Annotated in this window: 18 protein-coding genes and 3 pseudogenes; 20 read left to right on the top strand and 1 reads right to left on the bottom strand. The window is 62.4% G+C overall.

Annotated elements, in window-relative coordinates; translation table 11 throughout:
* Positions 1 to 11 precede the first annotated feature (11 nt).
* The 12 genes and pseudogenes from CXY72_RS01900 to CXY72_RS19940 form a co-directional block, all read left to right on the top strand.
* Positions 12 to 1,760, top strand: a complete 1,749-nt coding sequence (locus CXY72_RS01900; RefSeq protein WP_370446188.1) for a CTP synthase — start codon at positions 12 to 14, stop codon at positions 1,758 to 1,760.
* 37 nt (positions 1,761 to 1,797) lie between these two features.
* On the top strand, positions 1,798 to 2,418 hold the full coding sequence (locus CXY72_RS01895) for an NUDIX hydrolase (protein ID WP_104126037.1): 621 nt from the start codon (positions 1,798 to 1,800) through the stop codon (positions 2,416 to 2,418).
* Between the two features lie 2 nt (positions 2,419 to 2,420).
* On the top strand, positions 2,421 to 3,356 hold the full coding sequence (gene xerD, locus CXY72_RS01890; protein ID WP_104126030.1) for a site-specific tyrosine recombinase XerD: 936 nt from the start codon (positions 2,421 to 2,423) through the stop codon (positions 3,354 to 3,356).
* Positions 3,357 to 3,517: 161 nt separating this feature from the next.
* Positions 3,518 to 4,435, top strand: a complete 918-nt coding sequence (locus CXY72_RS01885) for a ParA family protein (protein WP_104126029.1) — start codon at positions 3,518 to 3,520, stop codon at positions 4,433 to 4,435.
* Positions 4,419 to 5,243, top strand: a complete 825-nt coding sequence (locus tag CXY72_RS01880) for a ScpA family protein (RefSeq protein ID WP_104126028.1) — start codon at positions 4,419 to 4,421, stop codon at positions 5,241 to 5,243. The genes CXY72_RS01885 and CXY72_RS01880 overlap by 17 nt, the downstream gene beginning before the upstream one ends.
* Positions 5,233 to 5,892 carry an SMC-Scp complex subunit ScpB gene (locus CXY72_RS01875; protein ID WP_233197606.1) on the top strand — a complete coding sequence of 220 codons (660 nt, stop codon included), beginning with the start codon at positions 5,233 to 5,235 and terminating at the stop codon, positions 5,890 to 5,892. The genes CXY72_RS01880 and CXY72_RS01875 overlap by 11 nt, the downstream gene beginning before the upstream one ends.
* Positions 5,893 to 5,963: 71 nt before the next feature.
* Positions 5,964 to 6,713 (top strand): pseudouridine synthase, encoded by a 750-nt coding sequence (locus CXY72_RS01870; protein ID WP_233193167.1) that lies wholly within the window; start codon positions 5,964 to 5,966, stop codon positions 6,711 to 6,713.
* A gap of 26 nt (positions 6,714 to 6,739) precedes the next feature.
* Complete coding sequence (locus CXY72_RS01865) at positions 6,740 to 7,822, top strand: prephenate dehydrogenase (RefSeq protein ID WP_104126026.1); 1,083 nt, start codon at positions 6,740 to 6,742, stop codon at positions 7,820 to 7,822.
* A gap of 5 nt (positions 7,823 to 7,827) precedes the next feature.
* A complete protein-coding gene (cmk, locus tag CXY72_RS01860) occupies positions 7,828 to 8,520 on the top strand; it encodes a (d)CMP kinase (RefSeq protein WP_104126025.1) in 693 nt (230 codons plus the stop codon).
* Entirely contained in the window at positions 8,513 to 10,024 is a 1,512-nt protein-coding gene (gene der, locus CXY72_RS01855; RefSeq protein ID WP_104126024.1) for a ribosome biogenesis GTPase Der, read from the top strand. Before cmk ends, der begins: the two co-directional genes overlap by 8 nt.
* 212 nt (positions 10,025 to 10,236) lie before the next feature.
* Positions 10,237 to 11,658 carry a right-handed parallel beta-helix repeat-containing protein gene (locus CXY72_RS01850; RefSeq protein WP_104126023.1) on the top strand — a complete coding sequence of 474 codons (1,422 nt, stop codon included), beginning with the start codon at positions 10,237 to 10,239 and terminating at the stop codon, positions 11,656 to 11,658.
* A 319-nt stretch (positions 11,659 to 11,977) separates the two neighbouring features.
* Positions 11,978 to 12,210: pseudogene (locus tag CXY72_RS19940) on the top strand (leucine zipper domain-containing protein); the annotation flags it as partial.
* 149 nt (positions 12,211 to 12,359) lie between these two features.
* Here the strand turns inward: CXY72_RS19940 and CXY72_RS01835 are convergent.
* Positions 12,360 to 13,754: pseudogene (locus CXY72_RS01835) on the bottom strand (IS1380 family transposase).
* A gap of 142 nt (positions 13,755 to 13,896) precedes the next feature.
* Here CXY72_RS01835 and CXY72_RS01830 point away from each other — a divergent pair.
* From CXY72_RS01830 to CXY72_RS01795, 8 genes and pseudogenes are all read left to right on the top strand, one after another.
* Positions 13,897 to 14,615: pseudogene (locus CXY72_RS01830) on the top strand (integrase core domain-containing protein); the annotation flags it as partial.
* Between the two features lie 534 nt (positions 14,616 to 15,149).
* Positions 15,150 to 16,373, top strand: a complete 1,224-nt coding sequence (locus tag CXY72_RS01825) for an ABC transporter substrate-binding protein (protein WP_158252437.1) — start codon at positions 15,150 to 15,152, stop codon at positions 16,371 to 16,373.
* 108 nt (positions 16,374 to 16,481) lie between these two features.
* Entirely contained in the window at positions 16,482 to 17,438 is a 957-nt protein-coding gene (locus tag CXY72_RS01820) for a carbohydrate ABC transporter permease (protein ID WP_104126018.1), read from the top strand.
* Between the two features lies 1 nt (position 17,439).
* On the top strand, positions 17,440 to 18,369 hold the full coding sequence (locus CXY72_RS01815) for a carbohydrate ABC transporter permease (RefSeq protein WP_104126017.1): 930 nt from the start codon (positions 17,440 to 17,442) through the stop codon (positions 18,367 to 18,369).
* 44 nt (positions 18,370 to 18,413) lie between these two features.
* Positions 18,414 to 19,925, top strand: coding sequence for an alpha-N-arabinofuranosidase (locus tag CXY72_RS01810; RefSeq protein ID WP_104126016.1), 1,512 nt, complete (start codon positions 18,414 to 18,416; stop codon positions 19,923 to 19,925).
* Between the two features lie 70 nt (positions 19,926 to 19,995).
* Positions 19,996 to 21,003 carry a LacI family DNA-binding transcriptional regulator gene (locus tag CXY72_RS01805; RefSeq protein ID WP_104126015.1) on the top strand — a complete coding sequence of 336 codons (1,008 nt, stop codon included), beginning with the start codon at positions 19,996 to 19,998 and terminating at the stop codon, positions 21,001 to 21,003.
* 152 nt (positions 21,004 to 21,155) lie between these two features.
* A complete protein-coding gene (gene araB, locus CXY72_RS01800; RefSeq protein WP_199183908.1) occupies positions 21,156 to 22,880 on the top strand; it encodes a ribulokinase in 1,725 nt (574 codons plus the stop codon).
* Positions 22,877 to 23,101, top strand: a 225-nt coding sequence (locus CXY72_RS01795; RefSeq protein ID WP_199183907.1) for a class II aldolase/adducin family protein, incomplete at its 3' end; no start/stop codon positions are given. The genes araB and CXY72_RS01795, both read left to right, overlap by 4 nt.

The raw sequence follows: 23,101 nt of genomic DNA, 5'->3' as shown, positions 1-23,101 counted from the left end.
ATCAAAATCAGGTGATAGCATTGAAGCCCGTGGTGGAAAATATAAATACACGCGGTTCAGACAACACGCGCATCGGCGGTCCGGGCAATTCAGACGGTACCGTGAAGCACATCTTCGTGACCGGGGGTGTGGTCTCCTCGCTCGGAAAGGGCTTGACGGCGGCCAGTCTCGGTAACCTGCTCACGGCACGCGGCCTTCGCGTCGTCATGCAAAAGCTCGACCCCTACCTCAACGTCGACCCGGGAACGATGAATCCGTTCCAGCACGGTGAGGTCTTCGTCACCGATGACGGCGCCGAAACCGATCTCGACATCGGGCACTACGAACGTTTTCTCGACATTAACCTCGGCCAGTCAGCCAACGTGACGACCGGGCAGATCTACTCGCAGGTCATCGCCAAGGAACGCCGCGGCGAGTACCTCGGCGACACGGTGCAGGTCATTCCGCACATCACCGATGAGATCAAGCGGCGCATGCGCCTGCAGGCCAGCGACGAGGTGCGCCCCGACGTGATCATCACCGAGGTCGGCGGCACCGTCGGAGACATCGAATCCCAGCCGTTCCTCGAGGCCGCCCGCCAGGTGCGCCACGAACTCGGCCGCGGCAACGTGTTCTTTGTGCACGTCTCGCTCGTGCCGTTCCTCGGCGCAGCCGGCGAGCAGAAGACCAAGCCCACCCAACACTCCGTCGCCACCCTGCGATCCATCGGAATCCAGCCCGACGCCCTCGTGCTGCGCAGCGACCGGCCCGTCTCCGAGTCGAACAAGCGCAAGATCGCGCTCATGTGCGACGTCGACGAGGATGCCGTGGTCAACGCCGTCGACGTCGCCTCGATCTACGAGATCCCCACCATGCTGCACGATCAGGGCCTCGATAAGTACATCGTCAACGCCCTCGGTCTCACCGCCGACGTTGTGGACTGGACCGGCTGGAAGAACCTGCTCGAAGCCGTACGCCATCCCAAGCACGAGGTCACCATTGGCCTGGTCGGCAAGTACATCGACCTGCCGGATGCCTACCTCTCGGTCACCGAGGCGCTGCGAGCTGGCGGATTCGCCAACCAGAGCAGGGTCAAAATCGTCTGGATCGGCTCCGACGATTGCGAAACCGACGAGGGAGCCGCGCGGCTGCTCGGCGAACTCGACGGCATCTGTGTGCCAGGGGGTTTCGGTATCCGCGGCATCGAGGGCAAACTCGGTGCCCTCAAGTTCGCCCGGGAAAACGGCATCCCCGTGCTCGGCCTGTGCCTCGGCCTGCAGTGCATGGTCATCGAATACGCCCGCAACAAGGCCGACCTGCCGGGAGCCTCCTCCAGCGAGTTCGACCCGGACACCGAGTTTCCGGTCATCGCGACCATGGAAGAGCAGGTGGAGATCATCGCCGGCGGCGACCTCGGCGGAACCATGCGCCTGGGCCTCTACCCGGCCACCCTGGCTGAAGGCTCTCTGGTCGCCGAGCTGTACGGCGCCAACGAAGCGTCCGAACGTCACCGCCACCGCTACGAGGTCAACAACGCCTTCCGCGACCAGATCGCACAGGCCGGCCTTTGGTTCTCCGGCACCAGCCCGGACCGCCATTTGGTCGAGTACGTCGAGCTCAAGCGCGAGGAGCACCCGTTCTACGTTGGAACCCAGGCCCACCCGGAACTGCGGTCACGGCCAAACCACGCACATCCGCTGTTTCGCGGTCTGATCAAGGCTGCGCTGGACCGCCAGGAGGCCAGCCGCTTGTTCGAGGTGAAGGAAGAGCTCAGTGCCTGATGATTTTCTGAAAAGCGCCGTGCTGCAGGACGACGTCATGCCGGTGCGGGTGTCAGCGAGCGACGTGGTCTATGACGGCGCCATCTGGAACGTGCGCCGCGACTCGTTCGACTACAACGGAGCGAGCATCACCCGCGAGTACATCGACCACCCCGGCGCGGTCGCTGTGTTGGCCCTCGACGAGCAGGACCGCGTGCTGCTGATCAAGCAGTACCGGCACCCGACCGGCTTGCGCGGCTGGGAACTACCGGCCGGGCTGCTTGACATTGCCGGTGAGAACGCCGTCGTCGGCGCCCAGCGCGAGCTGGCTGAAGAAGCGGATGTCGTCGCCGCCGAGTGGGCGCTGCTCACCGAGTTCTACACCACGCCCGGGGGCAGCAACGAAGCCATTCGGATCTATCTCGCTCGGGGCGTCTCGGCGATTGCCGCATTCGACCGCACCCACGAAGAAGCCGATATCGAACCACGCTGGGTATCGCTCGACACCTGCGTCGACGCCGTGCTGGCCAGGCGCGTCTCCAACCCGATCCTGATGGTGGGCATTCTGGCCGCTCAGGTGGCTCGTTCACGCGGCTGGAGCGCGCTTGCACCCGCGGATTCGCCGTGGCCGCGGCATCCGCAAAGCAGTGATTCGCGCAGCCTGCACATCACGTCCTGAGCATGACGACCGTCGAGACGGCGGTGGACTCCTACCTGCGGCATGTGGCTGTCGAACGCGGCCTCGCCGTGAATACCGTCGCCGCTTACCGTCGCGACCTGGGGCTGTACACGGCGTGGCTGGCAGTTGATGCTCCCGGCGACCCACCCAGACCGATCACCGACCTGCACGTGGTCACTCGGCGACACATCTCGTCGTTTGTGCAGCATCTCGGCCTGCGCCCGGAAGCCCCGTTGACGGCGGCGTCCATTGCCCGAGTTCTGTCGACCGTGCGCGGGTTCCACCGTTTTCTGCTCGAAGAGGGCGTGGTCGAAACCGATGTGGCGCACGACACCAAACCGCCCAAACTCGCCCTGCGCCTGCCTAAGGCCATCTCAATCGAACAGGTCAGCGCTTTGCTGGCGGCGACCGACGGCGACGACGTTCAGCGTCTGCGCGATAAGGCCCTGCTCGAACTGCTCTACGCGACCGGAGCCCGGGTGAGCGAGGTGGTCAACCTCAATGTCGACGACGTGCTCGTGGAGGTGTTTGACTCGGTGCGGCTCACCGGCAAGGGAGACAAACAGCGCATTGTGCCGGTCGGCAGTTTCGCGCGCGCCGCTGTCTCTGACTATCTTGTGCGGGCCCGGCCGATACTGTCCGTGCGTGGACGCTCGACACCGGCGCTGTTCCTCGGCCTGCGCGGACAACGAGTGAGCCGGCAGAATGCCTGGCTGATCATTCGTGCTGCCGCTGAGCGTGCGGGGCTCACCGTGCCCGTGTCGCCGCACACCCTGCGCCACTCGTTTGCGACACACCTGCTCGCCGGTGGCGCCGATGTGCGCGTGGTGCAGGAACTTCTCGGCCATTCCTCGGTCGCCACCACCCAGATCTATACCCTGGTGACCGTCGACACTCTTCGTGACATGTACACGACCGCCCATCCGCGGGCGCGCTAACCGCTCGGGCGCAGCTGTGCGCGCTGGGCCACGTGCGCCAGCCGGAGCGGGTGAATTGGCTCGTACGAGGTGAGCGGATGCGCCGTTCGACCACCCGAGACTGACTCGAGCGGCGATCCTTGCGGCGACGCGTCGTTCCACTCGCTACAATCGAGCAAGTGATGGGTGCAGGACAAATCAAGGACGGGCCAGTGACGCGTAAGTTGAGCGAGCGAATTTCGCTACCCGGTTTCGACGACGCTCCGGTAGGTCCGACGGGACGTGAAAAACACGAATTCGCCGAACCGGAGCCGCTCAACGGCCACGGTCCCGCCCGCATCATCTCCCTCTGCAACCAAAAAGGTGGCGTCGGTAAGACCACGACGACCATCAACCTCGGCGCCGCCCTGGCCAGCTACGGGCGCCGCGTGCTCGCCATCGACTTCGACCCACAGGGCGCACTCTCAGCCGGCCTCGGCGTGCCCACCCACGACGTCACCACCATCTACGACCTGCTGCTCGACGGCAAAGTCGACCCGAAAGACGCGATCCAGCCGACCTCGGTCGAGGGACTCGATGTCATCCCGGCCAACATCGACCTCTCCGCCGCGGAGGTGCACCTGGTCAACGAGGTCGCCCGCGAGCAGATTCTGGCCCGTGTATTGCGTAAGGTCTCCAGCGACTACGACGTCATCCTCATCGACTGCCAGCCCTCGCTCGGTATCCTCACGGTGAACGCACTCACCGCCAGCCACGGCGTGCTGATTCCCCTCGAGTGCGAATTCTTCGCCCTGCGCGGCGTCGCCCTGCTCATCGAGACCATCGATAAGGTGCGCGATCGGCTCAACCCCGCCATCGAACTCGACGGTATTCTCGCCACCATGTACGATTCGCGCACCCTGCACTCCCGCGAGGTCCTCGAGCGCGTCGTCGATGCCTTCGGCCACAGCGTGCTGGAGACCGTCATCGGCCGCACCGTGAAATTTCCCGACGCGAGCGTGGCTGGGGTACCCATCACCGACTTCGCACCCGAACACGCAGCCGCCAAGGCCTACCTACAGGTGGCCCGCGAACTGATCCACCGTGGCGCAGTCGCCTAGCGCGGCCGAGAAGCCCGCGTTTTCGGTCGCCCTCGGCAACTTTGAGGGCCCCTTCGATCTGCTGTTGAAACTCATCACCCGGCACGAACTCGACATCACCGAGATTTCGCTCAGCCGGGTGACCGACGAGTTCATCTCGTACCTGCGCGGCCTCGACGCGGCCGAGGAACTCGACCAGGCCACCGAATTTCTGGTCGTTGCCGCGACGCTTCTCGACCTCAAGGTGGCCGGCCTGCTGCCTCAGGGTGAACTCGTCGACGCCGAAGACGTAGCCCTGCTCGAAGCCCGCGACCTGCTGTTCGCTCGCCTGCTGCAATACCGCGCTTTCAAGGAAGCGGCGACCTGGTTCACCGGCCAGCTCGAGACTGAGTCCCGCCGTCACGTACGATCCGTGCGGCTTGAGGAGAAATACCGTCAGAAGACCCCGGAGCTGGTCTGGACGCTCTCGCTCGCCGACTTCGCCGCGCTGGCCGCCGCTGCCCTCGCTCCGCGCGAGCTGCCCGTTGTGGGCCTGGAACATTTGCACGCGCCGCTGGTCAGTATCCGCGAGCAGGCCGCCTACGTCGTCGCCATGCTGCAGCCGGGGGAGCCGGTGTCATTCCGGGCGCTCACCGCTGGCGTCGACCTGAAGGGTGTCATCATCGCTCGCTTTCTCGCGGTGCTCGAGCTGTACCGCCACGGCGCCGTTTCCTTTGACCAAATCGAGCCCCTCGGCGAGCTCATCCTGCGCTGGAGCAGCCGGTCGCTCGACGGGCGCGAATGGTCGGACGAAAATCTCGCTTTGCTTGGAGCCGACTATGGCAACTGAAGTCGGCAATATGGTGAACCAGACCACCGACACCCCGTCGCGCGCCGGGGAAACGGATGCGACAGCATTCGCTCTGCACGAATCCCACGTCCTCGACCGCCAGCTCGAAGCCGTTTTCATGATCGCCGATGAGCCCCAAAGCCTGGTGTACCTCGCGACCGCCGTGGGGCGGCCGATTACGGCGGTAGCGCAATCCGTTGCCCGGCTGGTGGCCGATTTCGATGGCGTCACGGCACCGGACGGTACCGTCACGGTGCGCCGTGGTTTTGAATTGCGCGAGGTTGCCGGCGGTTGGCGCATTTACGTGCGCGCCACGCACGACGAGCTCGTGACCGACTTCGTACTGACCCAGAATCCCAGCCGGCTCAGCCAGGCAGCACTGGAAACCCTCGCCGTGATCGCGTACAAGCAGCCGATCAGTCGTGGGCAGGTCGCGAGCATTCGCGCCGTCAGCGTTGACTCCGTCGTGCGCACCCTGCTCGGTCGCGGCCTCATCACCGAGGCCTTCACCGACAGTGAAACCGGCGCGATCGCTTACGCCACCACAGACTTGCTGCTCACCCAGCTCGGAATCAACTCGCTCGCCGAGTTACCCCACCTATCGCCGTTACTCGACGGCGGCACCGACGGATTCGAGGATCTACTTTGACCCAGGACAACACGCCCAGCGACGCAGCGCCCCGCGACCCCAACTTCAATCCAGAGGCGGCCGCTGACGGTGTGCGCCTGCAGAAGGTACTTGCCTCGGCCGGCGTCGCCAGCCGGCGCGTCTCGGAAGACCTCATCACCTCCGGGCGGGTGCGGGTGAACGGCAAGGTCGTCACCGAGCTCGGCCGCCGCGTGCACCCCGAAACCGACCAGGTCGCCGTCGACAACGTGGCCGTGCAGCTCGATACCACCCGCCGTTACCTCATGCTCAACAAGCCGGTCGGCGTCGTCTCCTCGATGCAGGACGAAAGCGGGCGACCCGACCTGCGCGAATTCACCGACCAGTTCGACGAACGCCTGTTCAACGTGGGCCGGCTCGACGCCCAAACCAGCGGCCTGCTGATTTTGACCAACGATGGTGACCTCGCCCACGTGCTCGCCCACCCCTCCTTCGGCGTCTCCAAGACTTACATCGCCAAGGTCGAGGGCCGCGTCTCGCCGCAGACCATCGGCCAGCTGCAAAGCGGCATCGAACTCGACGACGGCCCCATCCATGCCGACAAGGCACGCATCCTCACGAGCCCTCCCGGCGGCGGGTTCAGCATGGTCGAGCTCACCCTGCACTCCGGCCGCAACCGCATCGTGCGACGCATGCTCGACGCCGTCGGTCACCCCGTCGTCGATCTCGTGCGTCGCCAGTTCGGGCCGTTGAACCTGGGCACCCTGCAGCAGGGCGCCGTGCGCGAACTCACCCGCGAAGAACTCGGCCAACTGCTCACCGTGTCCCGCCAGGCGCCGAGTGCGCGCCCTGACGCGAACTAACGACAGCAACGGTAGGGGACACAACCATGGCTGAAAGCCGCCTCGTCGGTCCGGTGCGCATCGTCGGCGTCGGCCTGCTCGGAACCAGCGTGGGCCTCGGCCTGCGAGACCGCAAGATCGAGACGATCCTCGCCGACGCGTCACCGACCAACCTGCGCATCGCCATCGATTACGGTGCCGGCCGCGCCGCGCAGCCGGGCGATCTCCCGCAACTCATCGTCGTGTGTGTGCCTCCCGACGTCACCGCCGAGATCGTCGCCCGGGAGCTCGAGGCGTACCCAGAAGCGATCGTGACGGATGTCGCGAGTGTCAAACTCGCGCCGCTCGCCGAGCTGCGCGAGCGCGGAGCTGATATCAGCCGCTATATCGGGTCGCATCCGCTCGCCGGTCGGGAGAAGGGCGGCCCGCTCTCCGGCCGCGCTGATTTGTTCATCGGCCGCCCCTGGGTGGTCGCCGCACACGACGCGATCAGTTATCAGCAGGCCGGCGCTATCGACGATCTCATTCTCGACCTCGGCGCGATCCTGGTCGAGATGACGCCGGAAGAGCACGACCTCGGCGTCGCCCTGGTTTCGCACGTGCCGCAGGTCATCTCCACCCTGATGGCCCGCCGCCTCACCGGCGCAGCGCACTCCTCGCTCAACCTGGCCGGGCAGGGCCTGCGCGATGTGACGCGGGTTGCGGCGAGCGACCCCGACCTGTGGGTGCAGATTCTCGGCGCCAACGCCGGCCCGGTGCGTGATGTGCTGCTGGCTTACCGAGACGACCTCGACCGGTTCATCGACGCCCTCGAAGATCCAGACGCGCCCGGAGCGCAACGCCAGGTCGCCGAGGAACTTGCCGGCGGAAACGTCGGAGTGGCCCGTCTGCCCGGCAAACACGGGCAGGACCGACGGTTCTCTTCGATGGTCGTCATGGTCAACGACCAGCCCGGCCAGATCGCTCGCCTACTCAACGACATCGGAGAGCTCGGAGTCAACCTCGAAGACTTACGCTTGGAACACTCGCCCGGCGCTCAGATCGGTCTCGCCGAAATCTCTGTACTGCCCGGCGCCGTCACTCGCCTCACCGAAGAGCTGGCCGCGCGCGGCTGGCGGATTGCTGGTTAACGTACATGGCACGTCACACCCTCCCTACCCTCGTCGCTATCGATGGGCCGGCCGGCAGCGGCAAATCAAGCGTGAGCCGTGCCGCCGCGCGCCGCCTCGGCTTCGCCTACCTCGATACCGGAGCCGCCTACCGCGCGCTGGCCTGGCTGGCGCTTGAGCGCAACACCGACAACACCCAAACGGATGCCGTCACCGCGCTCCTCAAGGACTTCGACTATGCGATCGGTACCGACCCTGACGAATACTTCGTCACGGTGGGGCAGACCGACGTGACCGACGCCATCCGCTCACCGGAGGTCAGTGCAGCGGTCAGCGCTATCGCCCGCGTTCCCGCCGTGCGGGGCGCGCTCACCGAGCTGTTTCGCAACATCGCCGAGAACGTGGATCGACCCGGAGTCATCGTCGAAGGACGCGACATCACAACCATCGTCGCCCCAGAAGCCGAGGTACGCATTCTACTCACGGCATCCGAGGAGGCTAGAATGAGAAGACGCTCTGCGGAAATAACGACCCAATCGGCTGAAACCGTGGCAGAACAGCTGCGATCACGTGATCGCGCTGACTCACAGGTTGTCGATTTCATGAGCGCGGCTGACGGTGTGATAACCGTTGACTCCACCCATCTCGACTTCGAGCAGACCGTAGAAGCGGTCATCGACGTCTACCACACACGCACGAAGCGGGCTTTGAATGAGTAACGAATACGACGACACGAGCGCAGCGCTCGACACCGAGCTGGCGGAACGACTCGCCAATCTCGATGAGGAACTGGCCACCCGGCGGTCCGTCGCGCTGCGCACGGACCTCGACAACTACGACCTCGACGAGGAAGACCTCGACGTACTGCAGGCCGTCACCGACGACCCCGACGCGATTCAGTACCTGCCGGCCGTTCCGGTGATCGCCATTGTCGGGCGCCCGAACGTGGGAAAATCAGCGTTGGTCAACCGTATCCTCGGTCGCCGCGAAGCCGTCGTCGAGGACACCCCCGGTGTGACGCGTGACCGCGTCGCGTACAAAGGCGAATGGCACGAGCGTAAGTTCAGCCTCGTCGACACCGGCGGCTGGGAGCCCGACGCTAAAGGCATCGACGCCTCCGTCGCTGCCCAGGCCGAGATCGCCATCGACCTGTCCGACCTGGTCATGTTCGTCGTGGACTCCAACGTGGGCCCGACCTCGACCGATGAGGCCGTCGTGCGCATGCTGCGCAAGAGCGGCAAACCTGTCTTTCTGATCGCCAACAAGGTCGATGACGTGCGCCAGGAGCCCGAAGCGGCCAGCCTGTGGTCGCTCGGCCTCGGCCAGCCGTGGCCGGTTTCTGCCCTGCACGGTCGTGGTGTTGCCGACCTGCTCGATGCGATTCTGCTCGTGCTGCCCGAAATTTCCAACGTTGCCAAGCAGGAGGTTGGCGGTCCACGCCGCGTGGCCATCCTCGGTCGCCCGAACGTCGGCAAGTCCAGCCTGCTCAATAAAGTCGTGGGGGAGGAGCGCGTTGTTGTCAACGAACTCGCCGGCACGACCCGCGACCCGGTCGATGAGCAGGTTGAGCTCGGCGGCAAGGTGTGGCGTTTCGTCGACACCGCCGGCATTCGCCGTCGGGTGCACCTCTCCCAGGGCGCCGACTTCTACGCCTCCCTGCGCACCAGCGCAGCTTTGGAAAAGGCCGAGGTTGCCGTTGTGTTGCTCGACGTGACCGAAGTCATCAGCGAGCAGGATATTCGCGTCATCGACCTCGTCATCGAATCGGGCCGTGCGCTCGTTCTGGCGTTCAACAAGTGGGACCAGATCGACGACGACCGTCGCCGATACCTGGAACGGGAGATCGAGCAGGACCTGGCGCACGTGGCTTGGGCCCCGCGCGTGAACATCTCGGCCAAAACCGGTCGCCATATGGAAAAGCTGGTTCCGGCGCTGGAGCTTGCGCTCGAATCGTGGGACACCCGCATCGCCACGGGCAAGTTCAACGCCTTCCTGGCCGAGCTCGCTGCCGCCCACCCGCACCCCGTGCGCAGCGGCAAGCAGCCTCGGATTCTGTTCGGTACGCAGGCCTCGAGCCGCCCGCCGACGTTTGTGGTATTCACCACCGGATTCCTTGACCCGGGCTACCGCCGCTATATTCAGCGACGCCTACGCGAGATCTACGGCTTCGAGGGAAGCCCGATCAACCTCAGCATGCGCGTACGCGAGAAGCGCAAACGCTAGATTCGCAGACTTCAAGCGGTCGGTCCTGTTAACGCAGGTCCGGCCGCTTTTTTTGAGTGCCGAGTGCCCGTCGCGGTAGCGTACGGGAGGTCACTCGATTTGCGTGCTCACCCTAAGTGGGCAATGCTCATGGAGTACATTGTGGCCCCCTACGGCCGATCATCCGCACGTTCCCGGACTTGTGCGCGACACAGAATATACGTAACTAACCAATGGCATTCAGAAATACCCGTACATCTTTTTCCAATCAATTCTCAACTAGCACCGCCCCGACTGTCTCCACCAGCACGGCTCCACGGAAGGCCGTTCTTTCGGCTCTGGCAGTTTCCGTCGTCGCCCTATCCGGTCTCGCCGCCAGTCCGGCTCAGGCTGATATCAGCAACGCCGAGGCACTGAGCGCATCGATTGTGATTCCCGAGCACGGAAGAATCACCACCGACCTGGGTTCAGTACCGTCCGGCCTGAAATCCGTCGATGTGAAGTTCTTCACCTCTGAGGTCGCTTCCCAAACTCAGGTGAAAATTGCACTTGGTCCAGAGGGATCCAAAGCGTACTCGTTTACTGCGCCGGCTGGTACCAGCCCGACCAAGACCATAACGGTTCCCGTGACTCCGGAAATGGACGGCACAGTCACCGCCGTTAGTAGCGTCGCCGACGTCACGCTGAACCTTTCGGTCGACGGCTTTGAGCGCGCCGGAGGCAGCCCGGCGCCGGCACCCACTCCCGCACCGGCACCGGCACCGGCACCGGCACCGGCACCGGCACCGGCACCGGCACCTGCACCGGCACCTGCACCGGAGCCCACTCCCGCGCCGGCACCTGCACCGGAGCCCACTCCCGCGCCGGCACCGGTGACGAGTGGAACGCCCGGTGCCTCCAACACGGGCGTTCCCGCTGGAACTGCTTTAACCGTGCACAATGGTGACATCAACGTGACCAAGCCGGGCACCGTGCTGGATGGCCTCGATGTTCGCGGCCTGATCAAGATCAGCGCCCCCGATGTGACCATCAAGAATTCCATCATTCGGGGTGGCACCATGAACGGTCCAGGGGCGCTCATCAATAACCTCGGCGGACACCGAAACCTGGTTGTCACCGACACCGAGCTGTCTCCAAGCACCGCTTCGCCCCACGCCAACGGAATCTACGGCTATAACTTCACGGCGACACGCGTGAACATCAATAACGTCATCGATGGCATTCACATCACCGGAAGCAATGTGAGTCTGCAGGATTCCTGGATCCACGATCACATGCATTACCGCAATGACCCGAATCAGGGCGGTTCACCCAGTCACGACGATGGCATTCAGATTCAGGCTGGAAACAACGTGACGGTAACCGGCAACCGGCTCACCGATTCGCACAGCGCTGCCGTGCAGATCACGCAGGACCGGGGACCAGTTTCCAACTTCACTTTTAGCGACAACTTCGCTAATGGTGGTGCCTGCACCGTGAACATTGCGGAAAAGTCACACGGTCCGATCATGGGAGCGACCATTACCGACAACACCTTCGGTCGTGATTCTCGCCTGTCCAACTGCGCCGTGATCGCCCCGACGACCACCAAGATTGACTTTGCAGACAACTACTACGTGCCCGACGACACCCTCGTCACGGTCAGAAAAGGGTAGTCCTGGTCGCTGTCGTGGCGCTGGATCCCTGCCGGTCATAAACCAGCTAGTGCGCGTGTGATGCTTGAAATCAAAATTTAGTAGAGGAATGTGGCCGGACCGGTTTGCGCAGGTCCGGCCACTTTTTTGCGCTCATTGTGAGCAAAGAATCTGCACCTTCACATCTGGGGCTTCGACCTCCCGAGCCGGGAAACAACACAGAGAGACTGGATGTGACCGTACTTGGCCATGACGTTAGTGACGTGAGGCCTTGAAAAAGGGAGGGCTTCCGGTGCTGAGCGGAGATGTTCAACGTCTCACTTTCACAACGGAGGCCCTCATGTCACACATGAATGCCAGATTGAACGTTCGCGAAGGGCTTTGCTGGTTGAAAGGGTACTCGGCGGTCGACCGGCGGCGCACGCCGCCAAGGAACTCGGCATCTCCCGGCAGTGCGCCTACCGTTGAGTGCGCCGCTATCGTGCCGAGGGCGAAGCCGGGCTGATCGACCGGTCGTCGCGGCCGCAGTCACTGCCATTCCAGACGAGCCCGGAGCGCGAAGCGGCCGTTTTAGCCTCATTGCACCGACCGGCTGAGGTTGGGAGTGGTTTCCTGATTTGAGCTACGGCGGTGTGTTGGGGCGTGGTTGTGCGCTGAGCCTCGCTGCTCGTGTTGTTCCACTCGGGTTCCAGGTCGTGCCGAGTCGGGTCGGGGCGGGCGGGTCAGGTCGGGGTTGGGCTCGGGGGTGCGAAGGCGTGGTCGAAGAGGTGGGTCCAACCGGTTGCCCAGGGCCAGTTCTCGGGCAGGTGGAGTGTGATGCGCCGGGCGGACGAGGCGATCCTCGTGGGGATGTTGATAAGTTTCCGGCGGATGGTAGCGGTCGTGGCCCGGGCCAGACCGATGCCGGCGGCTACCGCGGTGGCGCGGGTGAGGTTGAAGGCGATGACGGCCAGGACCCGCCAGGCTGCGATGGCGGCGAATACACCGGAGGGCATGTGAGCCAGGGCGCTGCTCTTCAGGTCGGAATCCACGAGCTCGATGGCCGCATGGGCGCGGTGGGTTTTATCCGCGGTGTCCGTGTCCAGTGTGCTGGTGGTGAAGAACGCGTGGAAGCGGTGCAGGTCGAAGAGCGTGGCCTGGCCGGCGAGTTTGTGCTTGTTCAGTTCCGGAATGCGACGCACGACGAGGCGGCCGGGGATGTGGTCGGACTTCTTCCGTGAGGTGAATGCAATGTAGGGAATCTCGGCGACTTCAGCGTTGGAGATTTAGGTTCGGGTGTCCTCGTCGTAGATCGCATCGGTGTACTTGATCGGCGTCCACCCGGTCGCCGGGATGGCCGTGATGTGCTTCCTGACGGCGGAATCGAGGCGGGCGGTGACGGAGACTTCCGTGCCGCCAGCCATAGCGGCGCGGATGGACGCGAAGGTATAGAACGCGGAATCGGCGCGGAACAGGATCCGGGCGGCGCTCATCTCAGGCAGGCGGCGGAGAGTCGCGAGGGCGTCCCGGATCAACCGGGTCGCACCGTGCGGGGACGCGACGGCACCCCGGGGCAGGCGCTGGGTGAGGATGATCGGCGCGCCGGTGACCGTCTTCACAGTCGCGAGGATCGCGTTGAGCCCGCGGACCCCGGAGTAGCCGAAGCTGGCTCCTTGTTTCTGGTGCCCGTGGACCTCGATGATGGTGTCGTCCACGTCCAGGAACACGTAGTCGTCAGGTTCCGGGCTGATCAGCGGGCTCAGGGCGGCGAGGCTGATCAGGAAACGGGACGCGACGGCGTCAAGCTGGCGCACATGGCCGAACGTGAACGCGCGCAGGAACGACCCGAGCGTCGACGGCGCATAGAGGTCGGCGAAGAGCTTGCGCATTCCGCCGTGGCGCAACACGGCCATGTCGTCAATGGCATCTGCACCGGCCACCATCCCGGCAACCGGGGACGCGATCTTCAGGCCGGCGTTCGCGCCCTTGTCGGTGGGGACGCTCAACGATTTGTCGGTTAGCCGTCGCAGGCCCGCTCTCTCGGCCAGTTTCATCGCCGGGACCAAACCCGCAGAAGACACGAAGTTGGAGTCATTGAATGACGCGGACACGGCCCGGGTGGTGCGCGGAACTTGCATCTACGAGATGTCCTTCTGGATCAGTCGAATTGTTCTGTGGTGAGCACAATTTTTCCTGATAAGAAGGGCATTCTCTGTTTAACGCGCCGCTAGATCCCAATCCCGATCGGTGGATTCAGGTTTAGAGGCCCGCACCCGCTAACGCACCGGCCCTGCCCGTATTTCAGTCGACACGGGCGTTCCCGCTCGAACCGTGTCGAGAGTGCTGGCGCGCCACCACGTTCCGGCTCTCTGGGAATGCGATCCGTTGACCGGTGAAAAGATTCGCGCCACCCGCGCCGCGGCGATCCGGTATGAACGCGCTCGCTCGGGCGAGATGGTGCATACCGACGTCAAGAAGCTCGGACGCATCCCCGATGGCGGAGGCTGGCGAGCTCAGCCCGGCCAAACCCGCACCAACCACACTGCCGGCCACATTCCGGTCGGCTACGACTACGTACACGCCGTCATTGATGACGACCGTACCCGCCTCGCCTACGCCGAATTTCACCCTGACGAAAAGGGTGTCACCGCCGCCGGTGTCCTCCTCCGCGCGGCCGCGTTCTTCGCCAGCTGTGGCATCCCGAAGATTGAACGCGTCCTCTCCGACGACGCCTTCGCCTACCGAAAATCCCACGCCTGCCATGAGGCCGTGACGACCCTTGGAGCGCAGCAACGCTTCATCAAACCGCATTGCCCGTTGACCAACGGCAAGGTCGAGCGCTTCAACCGCACCCTCCAAGCCGAGTGGGCCTACCGTCAGGTATTCACGGCAGTGCTGCATGCACCCAAGCCCGTGACCCCTGGCTCAACTACTACAACACTGAACGTATCCACACGGGCATTGGAACTACCTCGCTCCAGCGCGTGTCACCAACCTGATGGCCCGGTACAACTAGTTCAACTGCTCGATATTCCGTGAACAAGTCGCTCGCGCCATCGTGGCATCGCTGTCGGTACCGTCGGTGAAGAAATCATCGATGATCAGAAAATCCACGTCCGACAGCTCGTTTTAAGAAGCTGCTGGTGGGCAATGCCATCGCTGCTCAAAATGACAAAGCCCGACTCAAAATAACGGAAAAAATAGATTCAGCACAAGTCGATCACTGGATTTAAGGCTCCGTAGGAGGCGGTATCACGAGATCAGATCTGTAGCGGCGACCCTTGCATGGGATTAGATTTGACAATTCTCTCTATGTGGGTGGTATGTTTACATTTCACGATGTGAGCGCTCACATTTCGCAGTGATTATGACAACGAGGTCAGGTTATGCAACCAGCATTGAAGTGGTATAAGAACGTCGCGGTAGTGGGTTTAACGTTAGCAAGTTTGACTTTGACCGGCTGCGCAGCGAGTGCGGGCAAAGATGGCAGCGGAAGGGCCGAGTCCAGAAATCTGTCTTGCACTAACAAGATTGTGAATCCAGACGTTGAGCAGGTTTCGGTTTGGGCTTGGTACCCAGAATTCGAAAGCGTCGTTGACGAATACAACAAGAACAACGATGATGTGCAGATCTGCTGGAATAACGCCGGCGTCGGCGCCGACGAGTACACGAAGCTGAACACGGCCCTCGCTGCAGGTTCGGGCGCTGCCGACGTCGTCATGCTCGAAGCAGCCATGCTGCCCAGCTACACGGTGCAGGATTCACTCGTTGATCTCACCCCGTTTGGTGCCGCGGACATCAAAAAGAACTTCTCGCCGGGTGCGTGGGCAGACGTTTCCACCACAGAAGGCGTTTTTGCAGCGCCCGTCGATGGCGGACCCATGGGCATGCTGTACCGATCTGACATTTTCAAGCAGTACAACGTGGCCGTTCCAACCACTTGGGCCGAATTTGCCGACTCAGCCCAGCAGTTGAAGGACAATGGCTACCCGGGATTCATTACCAACTTTCCGACCAACGGCCGCGCATATATCCAAGCGTTATTCTCGCAGGCAGGTGCGGTCCCGTACACCGTCGACCCCGATGACCCGAGCAGGATCGGTATCGATCTGGAATCGCCTGAAGTTCTGCAGGTTTTGAACTACTGGAACGATCTGATTGAGCGTGGCCTCGTTTCGCACAACGACCGCAACACCAGCGACGACAACGCGCGCATGCTTGACGGCACGTACGCGTCGTATATCGCACCTGCATGGGGTCCCGGCTACCTCGCAGGACTGGCCGATCCGGGCGCCGTGACCGAATGGCGCGCTGTTCCCCTGCCGCAATGGGACGCCAACAAGCCGGTGCAGGTCAATTGGGGTGGATCCAGCTTCGCTGTGACCAATCAAGCACCAAACCCAGCGCTTTCCGCCAAGGTCGCAATGGGAATATTCGGTTCAGAAGCGACTTGGAAGATCGGAATCGAGAAGGCAACACTTTTCCCGCTGTGGAGTCCGATGTTGGAATCGGACTACTTCCGCGACTTGGACTACGCGTTCTTCGGCGGGCAGCAGATCAACGAAGACGTGTTCATCGATGCTGCAGCCAGCTATGAGGGGTTCACCAACCTTCCGTTCCTGAGCCTGATTTATGACACCACCACGGAAGGCCTCTACGCCATGGCCGAGGGAACTCAGACTCCTGAGGAAACGGTCACGAGTCTGCAGAAGACTTTCGTCGACTATGCCGAGAATCAAGGCTTCACTGTCAACTAGAACTACCTTCGCGAGCGGTGTCGGGCTGCGCGAGATCCGCAGAGCCCGACGCCGCTGCTATGAAACCGACAACGTCGCTTCGAAACAGGAACTCCGAAGGAACAGGTAATGTCTCTCACCAAACTGCGTAAGCCGCAAAACGACGATGTCACCGCCGCGGCACTCTTAGCGCCTCGATCGCAACGTCGAAGCGTCATCACCCGAAGGGGTCGAATCGGCTGGGCTTTTGTTGCTCCTTTTGGAGTTACCTTCATTGCGCTCCTTGTTATCCCGCTGCTCTATGCGTTCTGGCTAAGCCTGAACACGAATACGCTGGCGAAGGGCAACCAATTCACCTGGTTCCATAACTACGGACAGGCGTTCACGGATCCTCTTTTCCTTGAGGGTGCCCGATTTGTTATTGTCTTTTCACTAATCCTCATTCCATTCCAAATGCTCATTTCGCTGATTACAGCGTTGATCATCGACGAGTTGGCGAACAAAGTCGCGCGCATTTCGCGCTTGCTCATCTTCATCCCCTACGCGGTACCTGTTGTCATCGGCGCGATCATGTGGGGATTCCTCTACAGCCCCAGCTTCGGACCTATGGGCGAGATATTTGGTTTCTTTGGTTTGAACGCACCGAATCTTCTGAGCGCTGACGGTATCTTCTGGGGTCTGGTGAACATCGTGACCTGGCAGTGGGTCGGTTATTACATGATCATCATCTTCTCCGCATTGCAGGGTCTGGACCCGTCGTTGTTCGAGGCAGCCCGAATTGACGGAGCGAGCAAACTTCAAATCGCCCTTCGCATTAAGATTCCGCTCGTAGCACCCGCCCTGGTCCTCATCCTTGTATTCGCCCTGATCGGTACCCTGCAGTTCTTCACCGAGCCTCAAATCTTGCGAAGTCTTGCGGGCGGTGCCATCACGTCCGGCTTCACCCCGAACCTCTATGCCTTCAACCTCGCATTCGTCTACCGGGACTTCAACTATGCGTCGACGATTTCCTTCGCACTGGGCATCGTCGTTTTCATCGGTTCCTACATATTCCTGAGCGCGTCGCGCAAGAAGAGCGGTCTCTGACATGACATCGACAACCCCTAGAACCATTCCCCAGAGAACCCGGTCGTCGCGGCCCAACAAGTCACACTCTCAGGGCGCCGGCGACAAGCGATCCATCGGGCGTAACGTCGTCCTTATCGGACTGAGTATCTACTTCCTGCTACCAATGTGGTGGCTGGTGGTCGCAAGCACGAAGTCGAATCGAGGGTTATTCTCCGGAACCGCCGGACCGCTGTGGTTTGATCAGGACTTCAATCTTGTCGACAACTTCCTGGAGCTGTTCTCGCAAAGCAATGGAATCTACTGGCAGTGGCTTGGGAATTCCTTGCTCTATGCGGCAGTCGGCGGTGGGGGCGCAACGGTGTTGGCTGTACTGGCCGGATACGGGTTCGCGAAGTATGCTTTCCGAGGTCGGACGGTTGCGTTCGCGCTTCTGCTGGGCTCGGTCATGGTGCCGGTCACGGCGCTCGTGCTGCCCACGTTCGTTCTCTTCAGCGCGGTCGGTCTGAACAACACGATCTGGGCGGTCATTCTGCCGTCGCTGCTCACCCCTTTCGGCGTTTATCTGATGCGGGTCTACGCACAAGATGCCATTCCAGACGAACTTCTCGACGCCGCGAGAATCGATGGGGCGGGGGAGGCGCGTATCTTCTTCACGGTCGCACTGCCGCTCTTGAAGCCCGCCGTTGCTACCGTTCTCCTCCTTTCCCTCGTGAGCACTTGGAACAACTACTTCCTTCCTCTGGCGGTGCTCTCCGATCCCAAGCTCTTCCCGATCACTGTCGGGCTCGGTCAATGGCTGCAGCTTTCGGCAGCTTCAGGAGCCGGACAGCAACTATGGAACTTGATCGTCACCGGTGCGCTCGTTTCGATCATTCCGCTGATCATCGCCTTCATTTCACTTCAGCGATACTGGCAGGCCGGGCTCTCGCTCGGAAGTGTCAAATCTTGATCCCGTCAGTACACGCGCATACTTCACGCCAAGAGAGGCCCACTATGGCAACCGCCAAAATCGTCATCGATCCCAGTTTCATTGTCGCTCCGGTAAACAGGAATCTCTTTGGATCCTTTGTCGAACACCTCGGTCGCTGCGTCTACACGGGCATATATGAGCCGGATCACCCAACCGCCGACACTGACGGATTCCGCGGAGATGTGCTGGACCTGGTCAAGGAATTGGGTGTCAGCACCATTCGATACCCCGGCGGGAATTTTGTTTCCGGCTACAAGTGGGAGGACGGGGTCGGTCCCAAAGAAGACCGTCCGCGTCGGCTGGATCTAGCGTGGCACTCTCTAGAAACGAATGAGATCGGCCTCGACGAGTTCTCGACCTGGGTCGATAAGGCCGGCAGTGAGCTGATGCTCGCGATCAACCTCGGCACCCGCGGTGTCGAGGAGGCTCTGGATATTCTCGACTACTCCAACATCAAGTCGGGGACAGCGCTTTCAGACGCACGCATTGCCAATGGCCACCCGGAACCGCACGCAGTGACGATGTGGTGCCTCGGCAACGAGATGGACGGACCCTGGCAGCTCGGACACCGTAGCGCCGAGGACTATGGAAAAATTGCCTCGCAGACGGCGCGTGCCCTGCGACAGGTGGACCCCTCGCTAAAGCTGATCGCCTGCGGAAGCTCGAACCCAAGAATGCCATCGTTTGGTTCATGGGAGCGCACGGTCCTCGAGCACACCTATGAAGACGTTGACTACATCTCCTGTCACGCCTACTACGAGGAGTCGGACGGCGACCTCGGCAGCTTCCTGGCGTCCGGAACCAACATGGACTCCTTCATCGACTCCGTGGTGGCGACCATCGACCACGTCAAGGCCGAATTGCGCAGCGAGAGAACGGTCAATATCTCCTTTGACGAGTGGAACGTCTGGTACAACAAGCGGTACCACGCGGTCGACAAGATCACAGATCCGCAGGAATGGCCGATCGCTCCGCGCCTCCTCGAAGACGTCTACACAGTAGCGGATGCCGTGGTTGTCGGAGGACTGCTGATTTCCCTCCTGCGTCACGCTGATCGCGTCACTGCAGCCAGCCTGGCTCAGCTTGTGAACGTCATCGCACCGATCATGACTGAGCCCGCCGGAGACGCTTGGCGCCAGACGATCTTCTACCCGTTCGCTCAAGCATCGAAACACGCCCAGGGTGACGTCCTACGTCTAAATATAACGTCGGAGACCTACGAGACGAAGGTGTATGGCGAGGTGGATCTAGTAGACGGTGTGGCGACCCACGACACTGCGACCCGCACGACGAGCGTGTTTCTCGTCAACCGCAATTCCACAGGTGAATCAACTGTTGTGATCGATGCAGGCGACCTAGCACAGAATGCGAACTTCAGTTTCACCACGCTCGCCGACACTGATGTGTATGCTCAGAACACCCTGAACGACCAGAACCGCGTGGTCCCCGTGCAGAATGACAAAATCGTCGTCGAGGGCAGCGAGATCCGCGTCACGTTGCCCGCTGTTTCGTGGTCGGTTCTCGTCATCTCATGAGTGGCAGCGGTAAAGGTACGCACGTGGTTCTCCGGCGCGTTGCTGACAGAAGCCTCGTAAGGGATCATCGATGGTAAACATTACGGATGTGGCCAACCGGGCCGGTGTATCGCATCAAACCGTCTCGCGCGTTCTCAATACCGAGAATGCAGTTCGTCCCGCCACGCGCGCTCGGGTAGAGCGGGCTATCCAGGAGCTCAACTACCGGCCGAGTGCCGTGGCACGCGCGCTCGTTTCCCGTAAGACTCGCACCATTGGGTTGATCAGCACGGGTATGCCGTTGTACGGCCCCTCCAGCACGATGCTTGGTTTTAATCAGGCTGCCCGGGAAGCCGACTACCAAGTCACAATCGCAAGCATGGCAACGTCCGGCCGAGGTGCCATGCTCGCTGCAGTAGAAGTTCTGCTGCGTCAAAACGTGGAGGCGCTCGTGCTGATCGCGTCCGACCGGGACGCGCTGGACGCCATCGCGGGCGTCGAACTCGGCGTGCCGCTCGTGACGGTTGAGAGCAGCGGACGCACCCGGTTCTGCAGCGTGTCGATCGATCAGTTCGAGGGCGCGCGGCTGGCTACCGCCTATCTGGCTGATCTGGGACACCGCGAAATCCTGCACCTGTCGGGTCCGCCGGAGTCGCTGGATGCCGCCGAACGTGAGCGTGGATGGCGCGCCGAGCTGCACAACCGAGGCCTCGCAGCTCGTGACATGTTGATCGGCAATTGGCTTTCGGAGAGCGGCTACCAGTGCGGACAACGGCTGGCCGAGTCGCAAGGCTTCACTGCGATTTTTTCGGCCAATGATCAGATGGCGCTCGGGTTGCTGCACGCATTTTCGGATGCGGGAATTCGCGTGCCAGAAGACGTGAGCATCGTTGGCTTCGACGACATGCCCGAAGCGGCGCATTTCACACCGCCGCTCACTACCATCCGGCAGGACTTCGGGGAGCTGGGACGGGAAATCATGGCGACTCTGCTCACCGTGTTGGCCGGCAATGAGGTGACGGAGGCGGTGCAAGCCAAACCCGAGCTGATCGTGCGCCGCTCAGCTGGCGGGCCCCCAAGCGCCCGCGCCGAGCTCTGATCAGGGCTAGTTGGGCGTAAAGTCCGCCCAACTGGACGGTCCAAGGTCGATCAGATCAACCTTGATTTTGTCGGAGCCACGGTTATTGATCATTAATTAGATACTGGAGACGCGCCTTGAATGTCACCTCATTGCATTCTGCAACGGACACTTTGCACACTAAACCAGTCGAGACGGAGTCCTATGTGATCGGTGTCGATTACGGAACACTGTCGGGGCGGGCGGTGGTTGTCCGGGTCTCCGATGGGGCTGAGCTCGGCTCTGCCGTTCTTGACTACCCGCACGCGGTGATGGACACGATCTTGGCCGCGACCGGTGAGGCACTTCCGCCCGAGTGGGCACTCCAGGTTCCCGCAGACTACGTGGCAGTTTTGCAGAGTGCGGTTCCTGCCGCTGTCGTAAACGCCGGCATCGATCCGACCCGCGTCATCGGAATCGGCACCGACTTCACCGCCTGCACCATGGTTCCGGTGCTGGCCGACGGCACCCCGCTGAACGAACTTTGCGAGTTTGCCGACCGCCCGCACGCCTACGTGAAGCTGTGGCGTCACCACGCTGCCCAGGCTCAGGCCGACCGCATTAACGACCTCGCTTTCGAGCGTGACGAAAGCTGGCTGCCACGTTACGGCGGGCTCATCTCGAGCGAGTGGGAATTTGCCAAGGGCCTGCAGCTGCTGGAGGACGACCCGGAGCTTTACCACCGCATGGACCACTGGGTCGAAGCCGCCGACTGGATTGTTTGGCAGCTCACCGGCCGTTACGTGCGTAACGCCTGCACCGCCGGTTACAAGGGCATCCTGCAGGACGGGGAGTACCCAAGTGAGGCTTTTCTCGGTGCGCTCAATCCGGCGTTTTCACGGTTCGCCCTCGACAAGGTGGCGCACGAGATCGGCCAGCTGGGCGCATCCGCTGGCACGCTGTCAGCCGAAGCCGCAGCCTGGACCGGGCTGCCGGAGGGCATTCACGTGGCCGTTGGCAATGTGGACGCGCACGTGACCGCGCCGGCGGCGCAGGCCGTGAACCCGGGCCAGATGGTGGCGATTATGGGCACGAGCACCTGCCATGTGATGAACTCCGACCGTCTGGCCGAGGTGCCGGGCATGTGCGGCGTCGTCGACGGCGGCATTATTTCTGGGCTCTACGGCTACGAGGCCGGGCAGAGCGGTGTTGGCGACATCTTCGCTTGGTTCGTCAATAATCAGGTGCCAGCCCGATACGTTGACGACGCTCGGGCACTCGGTCGCAGCGTGCACCAGCACCTCACCGAGCTGATCAAGGACCAGCCCGTCGGCGGTCACGGGCTCGTGGCCCTCGACTGGCACAGCGGCAACCGTTCGGTGCTGGTCGACCACGAACTCTCCGGGCTCGTCATCGGCACGACCCTGACGACCCGGCCGGAAGAGATCTACCGGGCGCTGCTCGAGGCGACAGCCTTCGGTACCCGCACCATCGTGGAAACCTTTAACGCGAGCGGCGTGCCGGTGACCGAATTCATCGTGGCCGGTGGGCTGCTCAAGAACGCGTTCCTGATGCAGACCTACAGCGATATTCTGCGCCTGCCCATCAGTACCATTGCGAGTGACCAGGGCCCAGCGCTCGGCGCCGCGATTCACGCCGCGGTTGCGGCCGGCGCCTACTCCGACGTGCGCGCCGCTGGCGCGAAGATGGGCAAGCTGGACAAGAACGTGTATGTACCGAACGAGGCGTCCTCGGCGGCGTACGACGAGCTGTTTGAGGAGTACACGCAGTTGCACGACTACTTCGGTCGCGGCGAGAACGACGTCATGCACCGGCTCAAGGCTCTCAAGCGTGCTGCAGCGGATGCTCCGGCCCCCGCCGCGCTGTCAGCCCAAGTCGAGCAGTCGGCGCGCTCATGAGCACCTACGGACCACAAATCGAGGTGGCCATCGCCCGCGTTCGCGCGGACATCACCCGCCTGCATGCCGAGCTCTTCAGCAACGGCCTCGTGGTCTGGACCGGCGGCAACGTCTCCGGTCGCGTGCCGGGCGCCAACCTGTTCGTGATCAAGCCGAGCGGGGTTGACTACGTCGACCTGGCGCCCGAGAACATGATCCTCTGCGACCTCGACGGAAACGTC

Source organism: Cryobacterium sp. Y57, assembly GCF_002929505.1.
In the GTDB taxonomy this organism is placed as follows: Bacteria; Actinomycetota; Actinomycetes; order Actinomycetales; family Microbacteriaceae; genus Cryobacterium.
Note: the sequence above shows the minus strand (reverse complement) of the source record. Positions and strands in the feature narration are given on the sequence as shown.